General features: G+C 64.8%; 13 protein-coding genes. 6 read left to right on the forward strand and 7 right to left on the reverse strand.

Annotated elements, in window-relative coordinates; all coding sequences use genetic code 11:
• Window positions 1–355: 355 nt before the first annotated feature.
• Both DESFRDRAFT_RS02450 and DESFRDRAFT_RS02455 read right to left on the reverse strand, forming a co-directional pair.
• Window positions 356–862 (reverse strand): 4Fe-4S dicluster domain-containing protein, encoded by a 507-nt coding sequence (locus DESFRDRAFT_RS02450; protein ID WP_005990772.1) that lies wholly within the window; start codon window positions 860–862, stop codon window positions 356–358.
• Complete coding sequence (locus DESFRDRAFT_RS02455) at window positions 859–1,428, reverse strand: 4Fe-4S binding protein (protein ID WP_005990773.1); 570 nt, start codon at window positions 1,426–1,428, stop codon at window positions 859–861. The genes DESFRDRAFT_RS02450 and DESFRDRAFT_RS02455 overlap by 4 nt, the downstream gene beginning before the upstream one ends.
• A 260-nt stretch (window positions 1,429–1,688) precedes the next feature.
• Between DESFRDRAFT_RS02455 and DESFRDRAFT_RS02460 the strand changes: the two genes are divergently transcribed.
• The 5 genes from DESFRDRAFT_RS02460 to DESFRDRAFT_RS02480 all read left to right on the forward strand — a co-directional run bounded on the left by DESFRDRAFT_RS02460 (window position 1,689) and on the right by DESFRDRAFT_RS02480 (window position 7,519).
• The gene (locus DESFRDRAFT_RS02460) at window positions 1,689–3,782 is read left to right on the forward strand and encodes a molybdopterin-dependent oxidoreductase (protein ID WP_005990775.1); all 2,094 of its coding nucleotides are present in this window, start codon (window positions 1,689–1,691) and stop codon (window positions 3,780–3,782) included.
• A gap of 131 nt (window positions 3,783–3,913) precedes the next feature.
• Entirely contained in the window at window positions 3,914–4,378 is a 465-nt protein-coding gene (locus DESFRDRAFT_RS02465; protein ID WP_005990777.1) for a MarR family winged helix-turn-helix transcriptional regulator, read from the forward strand.
• 39 nt (window positions 4,379–4,417) lie between these two features.
• The gene (locus DESFRDRAFT_RS02470) at window positions 4,418–6,061 is read left to right on the forward strand and encodes an FmdE family protein (RefSeq protein WP_005990779.1); all 1,644 of its coding nucleotides are present in this window, start codon (window positions 4,418–4,420) and stop codon (window positions 6,059–6,061) included.
• Window positions 6,062–6,123: 62 nt separating this feature from the next.
• The gene (locus DESFRDRAFT_RS02475; RefSeq protein ID WP_005990782.1) at window positions 6,124–6,900 is read left to right on the forward strand and encodes a lytic transglycosylase domain-containing protein; all 777 of its coding nucleotides are present in this window, start codon (window positions 6,124–6,126) and stop codon (window positions 6,898–6,900) included.
• A gap of 208 nt (window positions 6,901–7,108) precedes the next feature.
• A complete protein-coding gene (locus DESFRDRAFT_RS02480; protein WP_005990784.1) occupies window positions 7,109–7,519 on the forward strand; it encodes a lysozyme inhibitor LprI family protein in 411 nt (136 codons plus the stop codon).
• A 63-nt stretch (window positions 7,520–7,582) separates the two neighbouring features.
• Here the strand turns inward: DESFRDRAFT_RS02480 and rbr are convergent, their stop codons facing one another.
• From rbr to DESFRDRAFT_RS02505, 5 genes are all read right to left on the reverse strand, one after another.
• Entirely contained in the window at window positions 7,583–8,158 is a 576-nt protein-coding gene (gene rbr / locus DESFRDRAFT_RS02485) for a rubrerythrin (protein ID WP_005990785.1), read from the reverse strand.
• Window positions 8,159–8,180: 22 nt separating this feature from the next.
• Entirely contained in the window at window positions 8,181–8,498 is a 318-nt protein-coding gene (locus tag DESFRDRAFT_RS02490) for a carboxymuconolactone decarboxylase family protein (RefSeq protein WP_005990786.1), read from the reverse strand.
• Between the two features lie 39 nt (window positions 8,499–8,537).
• The gene (locus DESFRDRAFT_RS02495) at window positions 8,538–9,143 is read right to left on the reverse strand and encodes a peroxiredoxin (protein ID WP_005990787.1); all 606 of its coding nucleotides are present in this window, start codon (window positions 9,141–9,143) and stop codon (window positions 8,538–8,540) included.
• A gap of 30 nt (window positions 9,144–9,173) precedes the next feature.
• On the reverse strand, window positions 9,174–9,764 hold the full coding sequence (locus DESFRDRAFT_RS02500) for a peroxiredoxin family protein (protein WP_005990789.1): 591 nt from the start codon (window positions 9,762–9,764) through the stop codon (window positions 9,174–9,176).
• 90 nt (window positions 9,765–9,854) lie between these two features.
• Window positions 9,855–11,021: a trans-sulfuration enzyme family protein gene (locus tag DESFRDRAFT_RS02505; protein ID WP_005990792.1), complete on the reverse strand. Its 1,167-nt coding sequence runs from the start codon at window positions 11,019–11,021 to the stop codon at window positions 9,855–9,857.
• A 189-nt stretch (window positions 11,022–11,210) separates the two neighbouring features.
• On the opposite strand from DESFRDRAFT_RS02505, the gene DESFRDRAFT_RS02510 reads away from it, so the two are divergent.
• Complete coding sequence (locus DESFRDRAFT_RS02510) at window positions 11,211–12,785, forward strand: alkaline phosphatase (RefSeq protein WP_005990794.1); 1,575 nt, start codon at window positions 11,211–11,213, stop codon at window positions 12,783–12,785.
• The last annotated feature ends 29 nt before the right edge of the window (window positions 12,786–12,814 follow it).

Here is a 12,814-nt window from a genome sequence, read left to right on the forward strand (position 1 = left end):
TTGCGAGGGATCGTCAGCCAGCGGACAGGGACAGGCTGACCGCATATCCCGGTATTGGGCAACGTTTCGAAGGGTGGAATTTCGTCGCTCTGTGAGGCGGCGTTGCTGGGACGGGAATATTCCCGGGCACGGCGGTGTTTGCGAGCGAAAAGCGCCTGTCCGGGTCCGTCGGCGTGGGCGGGGCGGGCGCGAAGGCGTATTCTTCAAATATGCGCCGCGCGCGGCCGTCCCGCCCACCCCGACGGACAGCCGACAAATCCAAGCCTGCCGCAGACTCTATTGTTATGCGAGGGAAACGCTTCCCGGAAGCGCTTCCCCCGCAGCCAGTGATCCCCGTCGTTTTTCTTTCTCTTCCCTACATCTGCCGCAGCAGGACGCGTTTGCCGTAGGCCTCGCGTTCGTCCGGCGCGGGCGCATCGGGGCGCACGAAACGCAGGGCGTGGGCGGTGCAGCCGGTGACGCAGGCCGGATCCAGCCCCGCGTCGATGCGGTCGCGGCAGTAATCGCACTTGACCACCTTGCCCGTGGCTTCGTTCCACTGGGGAATGCGCCAGGGGCAGGCCTGGATGCAGGCCTTGCAGCCCACGCACAATTCTTCCCGCACGTAGACCACGCCGTCGTCCTCGCGCCGGGTCATGGCCCCGGTGGGGCAGGCCGGCACGCACCATGGCTTTTCGCAGTGGTAGCACGACATATAGAGGTTCAAAAGGCGCGGCTTGCCCTTGGCCATGTCCGGGCCGACGGACACCAGCTTGCCCGGTTTGGCCGAGGCCGGCACGCCGTTTTTGACCTGGCAGTGCACCTCGCAGGCATGGCAGGCGATGCAGCGCTTCTTGTCGAGTTGGATCATGTACTTGCTCATGCGGGCTCCTTGGCGGCGGCGGGCTCGGGCGACGCTTCGAGGGCCTGCTTTCGCAGGCGGGTCAGCAGGTCGAGGCGGAAGTCTTCGCGCCGCGTGCCGATGAAATAGGCGTGGCGGGAAAAGCGCAGCGAAGCGACGGGGCAGATTCTCACGCACTGGCCGCACAGGCTGCACAGGGAATAGTCGTAAGTAAAAACGCCGGGGAACTTGCAGCCCTTTTGCGGGGCCGGGGCCATCATCTCGATGCGGGGGATGAGCTCCCCGACCATCTCCTCGGCCTCGCGCCCCTTGGGGCCGGCGTCGCCCACCGGGCAGGCCACCGATAGGCAGTTCGATGGACAGGCCCGCACGCAGGCCCCGCAGGCCACGCAGCGCGGGCTCCCCGGATCGTCCTCCTTGCCGACCAGCTCCACATGTCCCCGGTAGCTGTCGAGGTTTTTCACCTCGCCCATGGGGTAAAGCACCGTGACGTTCGGCTTGGTCAGGGCTTGGCCTGTGATGCCGAGGCCCACAAACAGACTTTTGATTCCCGTGGCCGCTTCGGCCAGGAGTTCGGTCAGGGTCACGCCCAACCTCCTGCGGCGTTCACCGCTCACGTCGAAAACAGTATTTTTCCCAGTATAAACGGTTTTTTCGGTCTCCTGTCAACGATTGGGGCATAAGTTCCCGCCTTCACAAACATTGCCTGCGGATAGCGTGATTCAGTATAGTACACGTTCCTCATTTCACAACACTTTTTTCTTGCCACGGGTCACGAATTTCAAGTAATGCGTGAAAGAATCAAATATTTCCGGCAAACGCAACGCCGCCTGGATTGGAGCGAATCATGGAACGAAAACAAGTCTACAGCGTCTGCGGCATGTGCACGGTGCGCTGCCCGATGATGGCAACGGTCGCGGACAACACCGTGGTGCATCTGCAAGGCAACCCCCATGCCGCCGGCATCAAGGGGGCGCTTTGCGCCCGCGGGGCGGCCGGCGGGGCGCTTATCGCCGACGACGAACGGCCCCAGTTTCCGATGATCCGGGCCGGCGAGCGCGGCGAGGGCAAATGGCGCAAGGTGTCCTGGGACGAGGCCTTGGCCTACGTGGCCGGGAAGCTTTCCGGCATCAAGGATGCCCACGGCGCGCGCTCCATCCTGCTGTCCGATCGCGGCGGACCGTTTCGCGACATGCACCGGGCCTTTTTGAAGGCGGTCGGCTCCCCCAACTACTGCAACCACGACGCGGCCTGCGCCAGAAACGTGCAGCACGCGGCCCTGTCCCTTTTCGGCTTCGGCCGCAAGGACGTGGCCTACGACTACAAGAGCAGCAAGCATGTGGTGCTTCAGACCCGCAACATCTTCGAGGCCATAAACGTCAAGGAGGTCAACGACCTGCTCGACGCCAGGGAATCAGGGGCCAAGATCACCTGCATCGACGTGCGCAGCACGGTCACGGCGGCCAAGGCCGACAACTTTTTCATGATCCGGCCCGGCACGGACTACGCCTTCAACCTGGCCGTCATCCATGTGCTTTTGGCCAAGGGGCTTTACGACCGGGAGTTCGCTTCGGCCTGGATCAAGGAGCGCGACCTGGAGGCGCTCAAGACCTTCGTCGAGCCGTACGGCCCCGAATTCGCGGCCGCCGAAACGGGCATCCCGGCCAAGCGCATCGAGGCCCTGGCTTCCCAGCTCGCCGCCGCCGCCCCGGCCGTCATCTGGCACCCCGGCTGGATGACCGCCCGTTACGGCGACTCCTTCAACGTCTGCCGCTCGGCCTACATCATCAACATCCTGCTCGGGGCCATCGGGGCCAAGGGCGGGCTGCCGCTCACCAACAAGGCGGCCCACGTGGGCAAGAAGGGGCTCAAGACCCTGGTGGGGCTTTTTCCCAAGCCCGAGGACAAGCGCGTGGACGGCGTGGGCTGGATGGAGGGCCGCACCCATTTCGACACCGGGCCGGGGCTGGTCAACCTGGCCTACGAGGCCATCGAGACGGGCGAGCCCTATCCGATCAAGGCCTACATCGCCCATCGCCACGATCCGCTCATGGCCTTTCCGGATTCGGCCGACGTCAAGCGGCGCTGGAAGAACCTGGAGCTGCTTGTTTCCGTGACCTTCTCCTGGTCGGACACGGCCTGGTTTTCCGACGTGGTCCTGCCCATGTCGCCGTACCTGGAGCGCGAGTCCATGATCGCGACCAAAAGCGGCGTGTCGCCGTCGTTGTTCGTGCGCCGGCGGGCCCTCGAGCCCCGGTTCGACACCCGGGCCGACTGGGAGATCTACCGCGACCTGGCTCGGGTCATGGGCATAAAGGAGCTGGATTTCGCTTCCATCAAGGACATCTGGGCCTTCCAGCTGGCCGATACCGGCTACGCCATCGACGATTTCGAGGCCACGGGCATGGTCAAGCTCGGCGGGCCGCTCTACCGCCCGGTGGACGAAAAGACCTTCAAGACGGGCTCGGGCAAGATCGAATTCATAAATCCCAAGCTCGAGGCCGACGGCCTCGTGTCCCTGGCTCCTTACGTTGCCCCGGCCAGCCCGCCGGAAGGGCGTTTCCGGGTCAGCTTCGGCCGGGTGGGGCTGCACACCCAGGGCCATACCGTCAACAACCCGCTGCTTTTTGCCCAGATGCCGGAGAACGTGCTGTGGATAAACAGCGACGAGGCGCAAAAGCGCGGCATCGCCGACGGGGCCGTGGTCGAGGTGCGAAACGGTTCCTACGCCGGGCGGCTTAAGGCCAAGGTGACGGAGGGCATCCATCCTGAAACCGTCTTCATGGTGCACGGCTTCGGCCATACCCTGCCCGTGGAGAGCCGGGCCCGGGGCCGGGGCGTGGCCGACAACGAGCTTATGCCCCAGGGCATCGCCAACTGGGACAAGAGCGGCGGCGGCGTGTCCATGCAGGAGCACTTTGTCACTGTGACACCGGTCTAGATGGCTTGGGAATCCAGGTACGGCGCGGGATTTTCGATTTTTTCCCCGCGCCGTGCTATCGGCGTGGGAGTCACGAAAATTTTGAAAACCCGTTGACCAAATGTAGTTATGTTGGTAAAAACCAAACGCATATGGATGCCACACCCCCGACCAGAGAAGAACTGTGTCCCTTCCCCCTGCGCCAGTCCATCGGGTTTCTTCTGGTGCGCACGGCGCTTCGGCTGCGCCTGCTCGGCAACACCATCCTGCAGGAGGCCGGGGAAGACCTCACGGTGGACCAATGGGGCATCCTGAATCTGCTTTGGGAATCCGACGGCCAGACGCCGGTGGAACTGGCCCGTCGCGCCGACAAGGACAAGCCCAACGTCACCCGGTTGCTGCAAATCCTGGAAGACAAGGGATATGTCGCGCGCCAGCCCGATCCCAAAGACCGGCGCAGCCACAGAATCCTTTTGACCGAGGCCGGCCGGGCCATCAAGGACCGGCTGCTCGAACTGGGCTCCACCTGCCACGAGCGCGCCTGCGCGGGGCTCTCCGCGCAGGAAGTGGCCACGCTCAAGGATCTGCTCAACCGCGTCTATCGCAACGTTTTCTGATTTTCTTCTTCCAGTGCCGCATCGCGGCCCGAGGTTACCATGGCACAACTGCATGAAAAAGCGGTCGAGGACAGCTCGATCGGTCCGTATAGCTTTGAGCAATTTTTGGAAGTCGCCGCCGCCTTTCACGGCAATCCCGCGCCGGGACTCATTATAGGCGGCTTCATGGTGGACGCGGCCAGGGCCTTTCTGCCCGAGGGCATCCTTTTCGACGCCGTGGTCGAGACGAAAAAGTGCCTGCCCGACGCGGTCCAGATCCTCACGCCGCCAAGCTTCGGCAACGGCTGGATGCGGGTGCTGAACCTCGGCCGCTACGCTTTGTCCCTCTACGACAAGTTCACGGGCGAAGGCTATCGCGTCTGGCTCGATCCCGGGCATTTGCGGGCCTGGCCGGAAATTCATTCCTGGTACCTCAAGACCAAGCCGAAAAAGGAACAGGACCGGCAGCGTCTTTTCGCCGAGATCAAGGCCGGCGGCCGTTCGCTTTGCCGGGTGGCCAAGGTGCGGGTGCGGCCGAATTTCGTGGCCAAGCCCCACATGGGGGCCATCGGCGTGTGCCCGGTTTGCGGCGAGGGCTATCCCGCCGCCGACGGGGCCATCTGCCGGGGCTGCGCCGGCGAGGCGCCCTATGTCCGGGAAAACGAGTCGCCGAGGCTTCGGGCCATGCCGGTCGGCGAGGCGGCCGGCCGCCGGGCGCTTCACGACATGACCCGCATCGTGCCCGGCCGCTCCAAGAGCGTGGAATTTTCCGCCGGGGCCGCCATCACCGCCGGCGACGTCTGCCGGCTTCAGACCATGGGCAAGAACCGGGTCTACGTGGAGGATCTCTCCGAGCCGGACGGCGAATTCATCCATGAAAACGAAGCCGCCCTGGCCTTTGCCGAGGCCATGGCCGGTCCGGGCATCGTGACTTCCGGGCCGCCGCGCGAGGGCAAGGTGGAACTGCTCGCCGAGGCCGACGGCCTGCTCACCCTGGACAAGGAGCGTCTGGTCGCCTTCAACCTCATCGAGGGCGTCATGTGCGCCAGCCGGCAGGCCAATCTGGTGGTGGAGGCGGACAAGGCCGTGGCCGGTTGCCGGGCCATTCCGCTGTACCTGCCGCGCCGGGTTTTTTCCGCCGCCATGCATGTGCTCGAGGCCGGGCCGCTTTTCGTGGTGCGGCCGATTCGAAAGGCCAAGGTGGGCGTGCTGGTCACGGGCACGGAGGTCTTTTCGGGGATTATCGAGGACAAGTTCGAGCCTGTGGTGCGGGCCAAGGTCGAGGCGCTCAAGGGGACGGTCGTGGCCGCCGAGAAGGTCCCGGACGACCGCGCGGCCGTGGCCGAGGGCGTGGGGAAGCTGCTTGCCGCCGGGGCCGACCTGATCGTCACCACGGCCGGGCTTTCCGTCGATCCCGACGATGTGACGCGGCTCGGCCTCGACGACGCCGGGCTTGCCGACGCCGTGCACGGCATGCCGGTTTTGCCCGGGGCCATGGCGCTGGTGGGGCGCATCGGCGACGCCGACGTCATCGGCGTGCCGGCCTGCGCGCTTTTTCACCGCACCACCAGCTTCGATCTGCTGCTGCCCCGGGTATTGGCCGGCCTGCGGCCGACCCGCCGCGATCTGGCCGTCATGGCCGAAGGGGCCATGTGCCTGTCCTGCCGGGCCTGCACCTATCCCAAGTGTCCGTTCGGCAAATAGCCGCCTCTTGACCGTGCGGGTTCGCCGTCCTATGGGAGGATGGCGAATCCGCCGGAGGCGCGATGTTACGATTCCTGCCGGCCTTCCTCGCCTGGGGGGCCTTCTTTTTTCTGCCCGCGGTCTCTTTCGCCTACACGCTGTACGGCTACGAGGACGAGTACGGCATCGTGCATTTGAGCGAGGAAAAGCGGGACGAGCATGCCGTGCTGCTCTACGAGGGTCCGAGCGACCCCAAGTGGGGCTTTCCGGCCATAAAAAAACGCATCCATGCCCTGAGCGCGGTGGCGCAAAACCGCAACGAGGCCTGGATACGCGACGCCACCCGGGCCTATGTGCGCATGGGTACCGCGCCGCTCGGGCCTTCCGGCTACCCGGCGGTCATCGAATCCGGACCGCTTCTGGACCTCGTGCGCGCCAAAAGCCGGGCCTACGGCCTGGCCCCGGAGCTGCTCTACGCCGTCATCGAGCAGGAATCGCGCTTCACCGCCCGTGCCGTCTCGCCAAAGGGCGCGGCCGGGCTCATGCAGCTTATGCCCGAAACCCAGGCCACCTTCGGCGTGGCCGATCCCTTCGACCCGGAGCGCAACGTGACCATCGGCGCGAAGTTCCTGCGCGCGCTCATCGCCCGTTTCGGCACCCTGCCCCTGGCGCTCGCCGCCTACAATGCCGGCCCGGAAACCGTGGCCCGTTCGGGCGGCATCCCCAACATACCGGAGACGCAAAACTACGTGGCCCGGATCATGGCCCGCTACGCCATGCTCCAGGAAAGCCATCCCGGCTTGGCCCCGAAAAAGCCCGTCCATGCGCCCGGCCGGCGCAAGGCGAAGACGAAACGGTAGTGTCTCATCGGATATTTTTCTTGTGGGAACTGCGTGTTACGTGTGAAACGCACACGCAAGGAACAGGGCTGGCAGGCGGAAGGACATCCCGGTGGTCCCTTTTGCTGGCGTTTCTTTCCGTGTGTTGTTTGCTCAGAAGCGCAAACGTATTGTGAGCCGTCTTTCGGGACCGGCACTGGTCCGTCGGCGGCCTTTTCGGGAGGTCCCCATGCGCGTTTGGTTCGGCGCGGCGTTCTTTGCCGCCGTGTTGGCGTTTTTCACTGGCGGCGCACGCGCCCAGACCCAGATGGAAATGAACGTCGCGGCCTGCGATGCGGCCAAGAAGGCCGATGCGGAACTCAATGCCGCCTATGCCGCCGTCTTGGAAAAGAACAAGGACGATCCGGTTTTCATCAGGAAACTGAAGGTCGCCGAGCGGGCCTGGCTGGCCTTTCGCGACGCCGAACTCGCCGCCCGCTACCCGGCCGAGGACAAGGCCGCTGCCTACGGTTCGATGTATAATTTCTGCTATTGCAATGCGCTGGCCGAACTGACCCGCAAGCGCGCGGCGGCACTCGCGCCCTGGCGCGACGGCGTTCCCGAGGGGGATGGCTGTACGGGAAGCTACCCGGTCAGATAAGTCCCGGGCGCGCGGGAACGAGACAGGATCGCCGGGGGGGGCTTTCGCCCCCCGGCGTTTTTGTTACCAGTTCTCGGGAGCGATCTCGAAGTAGGCTTGCGGGTGTTCGCAGGCCGGGCACTTGTCCGGGGCGTGGTCGGACTCGATGGGGAAGCCGCAGTTGCGGCAGCGCCACACGACCTTTCCCTCGCGCTTGAACACCTTGCCGGCCTCGATGTTGTCGGCGAGCGCGCCGTAGCGGCGTTTGTGGAAACCCTCGGCCTTGGCGATGTTGTCGAAGGTGGCGGCCACTTCGGGGTAGCCTTCCTCGCGGGCGACGGCGGCGAAGGAGGGGTACATCTCGTTTTCCTCGTAGGACTCCCCGCCCTCTGCCTCGCGCAGGTTGGCCATGGTGTCGCCGATGACCCCGGCCGGGAAGACGCCCGTGATTTCGACCTCGCCGCCTTCCAGGTACTTGAACAGGCGCTTGGCGTGTTCCTTTTCCTGGTCGGCGGTTTCGGTGAAGATGGCGGCGATCTGTTCGTATCCTTCCTTTTTGGCTTTCGAGGCGAAGTAGGTGTAGCGGTTTCTGGCCTGGGACTCGCCGGAGAAGGCTGTCAGGATGTTCTTTTCGGTTTTGGAACCCTTAAGCGTTTTCATGGAACCTCCACACACTGATTTGTCATTCGTCCAGGTACTTTTCCGCCCACTTGATCGCGGCGGCCGTGGCGGGAAAGCCGATGGTCGTGGCCAGGACCAGCAGGGCCTGGCAGATTTCCTCGGTTTTGGCGCCGGCCCGGACGGCGCGGCGGGCGTGACTGCTTACGGATGTTTCCGATCCCCGGGCCGCGGCCGCGGCCATCTGCACGAGCTGGATGGTTTTTTCGTCCAGGGGGCCGCACTGGCGCGCCGCTTTAGCCAGGTTGTCAAGGGCCGACATGAATGCGGGATAGTTGCGCGCAAGCATCTGGTAATGCCTGGACAGCGAGGCTTCCGCCATGACCTTGCTCCTTTCCGGCACGGCTTCGGACGTTGGCGGTCAATCGCCCGCCTGCGCGCGTTTCATGGCGTCGAGCAGCACGCCGAGGTCGGGACGGGTATTGATGTCGTGGACATCAATGAAGCGGATGACGCCTTTTTTGTCCACCAGAAAAAGGGCGCGTTCGGCCACGCCGTCGGAGCGCAGGATGCCGAGTTTTTTCGCCAGGCCGCCATGGGGCCAGAAGTCCGAGGCCACGGGGAACCACAGGCCGCCCATCTCGCGGGTCCAGGCGAAAAGGGTGGGGATGTTGTCGACGCTTATGCCCACAAGGGCCGTATCGTTGGCCTCGAAAGCTTCCTTGGCGATGTTGTAGCCCGGCCACTGGCCCGAGCACACCGGCGTCCAGGCGGCGGGGACAAAGGAGATGACCAGGTTCTTCTTGCCCTTGTAGTCCGAAAGCCGCACCCGCGAACCGTCTATGCCCGGCAGGTCGAAGTCGGGCATGGGCTGGCCCACGGCCACGGCGAGGTGGCTGTCCGTGGGGGCGAGATGCCCCACCGGGTAGATGTGGTTGGCCGGCACGCCCGTGCCGCCGGTCGCGGCCATGGCGGGGAAGGCGGCGAGCAGGAGGGCCAGGACAAACGGCAGTGATGCGGTGCGCATGGATGGGTTCTCCTTGGGGTTCGTTACGGCTTACAGGCCGGCCGCCCGGATAATGGCCCCGAGAAAGTCGGCTGGCGCGCCGAAAGCGCCGAGGCTTGCCTGGAGCACGACGAAACCGCCTTGGGGCTTTTTTTTCAGGATGTAGAAAAACGGCGTCCCCACCTGTCCGACCTGGTTGTGCACATCGAAGTCGGCGTCGGAAAAAAGCGGAAAGGGCACGGCGTATTTCTGGCGGAAGAGGTTCACTTCCGCCTCGGAGTTGCCGGCCCCGATGCCGACGATCTTGATGCGGTTGCCAAGGCCCCGCTTGTCGATGAGGCTGTGGAGCGCGTTGACGTTGGGCGCTTCGCGTTGGCAAAACGGGCAGTACATGCTGAAGATCTCGACCACGAGCACTTCGGCTTTCACGGCGTTTATGGGCGTGGCGCGCTTGCCCGCTGTGACGCCGAGGTAGGCGGCTGCCTGCGGGCTGACCTCGCCTGTGAGCGACACGTCGGGAAAGGGCGTTCCCGGAGCCAGGGGATGGGCCCCCGGGGCCTCGGACGCTTCCACGGCCAGGGCCGGGGCGGCGGACAGGAAAAGGAGCAGCAGGGCGGCGGGCAGGGCGAAAAGGCGTCTCATGCATCCTCCGAAAGGGCGTCTCGGCGGCCTTTGGCCACCGTTGCAACCATGCCCCAATCCGCCCCCTGTCGTCAAAGATCGGCCGCGATTTCAGGCAATGCCGGCCGCGTCCAGGGCTTGTCCCAGGTCGGCGATGATGTCCGCCGCGTCCTCGCAGCCCGCCGAAAAGCGCACCAGCGTGTCCGAAACGCCCATGGCGAGCCTGGCCTCGCGCGTCATTTTGGCGTGGGAGGTCACGGCCGGAAAGCAGGCCAACGTCTCCACCCCGCCGAGGCTCACCGCTTCCAGGGCCAGTTCGAGCCGGTCCATGAACGTCCGGGCGGCTTGCGGGGCGCAGTCGAGTTCGAAGGACAGCATGCCGCCGAAGCCGCGCATCTGGCGCTTGGCCGTCTCGTGCCCGGGATGCGTGGCCAGGCCCGGATAATGCACCACGGCGACGCCCTTTCTTCCGGCCAGAAACCGGGCCACGGCCATGGCGTTGTCGTTGTGCTTGGCCATGCGCAGGGCCAGCGTCTTCATGCCGCGCTCCAGCAGATAGCAGTCGTAGGTGTTGAGGGTTTGGCCGAAGTTGACGGCCCGCTCGCGCACGGCCGCCATGAGAGCGCGCGAGGTGGCCACGGCCCCGCAGTTGAGGTCGCTGTGGCCGTTTAGGTATTTCGTGCCGCTGTGCACGACGATGTCGAAGTCGAAGTCGAGCGGCCGCTGGTTGATGGGCGAGGCAAAGGTGTTGTCGATGATGGACACGAGCCCGCGCCGCCGGGCCATGGCGGCGACGGCCTCGAGGTCCACGATGCGCAACAGCGGATTGCTCGGCGTTTCGATATAGACGGCCCTGGTCTTTTCGGTCACGGCCGCCTCCAGGCTGGCCGCGTCGGCGTCCGGAACGCAGGTGTAGCCGATGCCGAGGCGCGTCAGCTCGGCCAAAAGAAAGCGGTGGGTGCCGCCGTACAGGTCGGCTTGGAGCACGAGATGGTCGCCGGCGCCCAAGACTGCCAGCAGGGACGAGGAGATGGCGGCCATGCCCGAGGCCAGGACGATGGCCGCTTCGGCCCCTTCCAGGGCGGCCAGCTTTTCGGCCGGCGCGAGCTGGGTCGGAATGTTGTTGTAGCGCGGATACCGGTAGGCCCCGTCCACGTCCGGCGCGGCCATGTAGGCGGCCGCCGTATGGATGGGCGTGGTCACCCCGCCGACCGTTCTGTCCAGGCGTTCGCCGGCCCGCACGCAACGCGTATGCTCTCCCAATCGCGCGTACTCCATGATGCCGCTCCTTGTTCTTCCTTTGCTTCTCTAGTATATATTATAACGTTTATTTTGGTCAACTATTCAGGATTGTTGTTCTTCCAACGAAAAACCGTTCCCTGCCGCAATCGCAACCCGGCCGGCACGCGGCCGTCACAAAACACGGGGTATGCCGCACTAGTCATTACTTAACGGAGGGTAACCGAGATGCGCCGATATGTCCTGCCGCCGTTCGCGGCGGCTTCCATCAATCGCGTGGCCTGGATCGTCCTGGCCCTGCTTTTCCTGTCCGCTGTCGCGGCGCGGGCCGATTCCGGCGCCGCGCCGAAGTACGTCTTCTATTTCATCGGCGACGGCATGGCCATGCCCCAGCGCAGCGCCGCCGAGTACTACCTGGCCGCCAAGGACGGCGACGGCAAGCCCGGCGTCGTCAAGCTGGCCATGGACAAGATGCCGGTCCAGGGCCTGACCAGCACCTATTCGCTCAACTCCATCATCACCGATTCCGGCGCGGCCGGCACGGCCCTGGCCACCGGGTTCAAGACCAACAATGGGGCCATCAGCGTCGACAAGGACAAGAAGCCCGTGGCCACCCTGGCCGAGATGGCCCGCGACAAGGGCATGAAGGTCGGCGTCGTCTCCAGCGTCTCCCTGGACCACGCCACCCCGGCCTGCTTCTATTCCCACCAGGCCAGCCGCAATAATTACTACGAGATCGCCCTGGACGTGGCCAAAAGCGGCTTCGACTACTTCGGCGGCGGCGGTTTCAAGGACCCCACCGGCAAGAAGTCCAAAAAGGAAGGCGACAAGCCCGATGCCCTGGAAGTCATGAAAAAGGCCGGCTACACCGTGGCCACCGACCGCAAGGACATCATGGCCGCCAAGCCCGGCACCAAGCTCGTGGCCATCAATCCCGAACTCGACCACAGCAAGGCTATGCCCTACGCCCTGGACGGCGACAAGAAAGGGCTGACCCTTGCCGAATTCACCACCAAGGGCATCAGCCAGCTCGACAACCCCAAGGGCTTTTTCCTGATGGTCGAAGGCGGCAAGATCGACTGGGCCTGCCACGCCAACGACGCGCTCGCCTCCATCGAGGACACCCTGGCCTTCGACGCCGCCGTGGCCGAGGCCGTCAAGTTCGCCCAGAAGCACCCGAACGAGACCCTCATCGTCGTCACCGGCGACCATGAGTGCGGCGGCCTGACCCTCGGTTTCGCCGGCACCCGCTACGGCAACTACTACCAGTACCTCAAAGACCAGAAGGTCTCCTTCGAGGACTTCTCCAAGAAGCTCGCCGCGTACAAGAAGGCCCACAACGTTGCGGATGCCAAATTCGAGGACGTGGTGCCCATGATCAAGGAGAGCTTCGGGCTTATCGTGCCCACCGCCGCCGACCTGGAGGCCATGAAGCAAAATCCCGTCAAATACTCCTCGAGCCATACCTCTCCGGCCGACCCGCACGGCATGTACCTGCGCGACTACGAGCTCGACGCCGTCAAGGCCGCCTTCGCCCGCAGCATGAAGGGCGAAAAGGAAAAGTCCGAGGACGAGATGGATTACCGGGCCTACGGCGGCTACGAGCCCCTGGCCGTGACCCTGACCCACATCCTGGACAACAAGGCCGGCATCGGCTGGACCAGCTACTCCCACACCGGCGTGCCCGTCGTGACCTCGGCCATGGGCCCCGGTTCCCAGGCCTTCTCCGGCTACTACGACAACACCGACGTGGCCAAAAAGATCATGGCCGCCATGGGCCAGAAGGCCGTGGCCAGCAACTAGCCCGTCGCCATACCCCGTCCCATCGCAAC

Origin of the sequence: Solidesulfovibrio fructosivorans JJ] (assembly GCF_000179555.1) — a bacterium.
Lineage (GTDB): Bacteria > Desulfobacterota > Desulfovibrionia > Desulfovibrionales > Desulfovibrionaceae > Solidesulfovibrio > Solidesulfovibrio fructosivorans.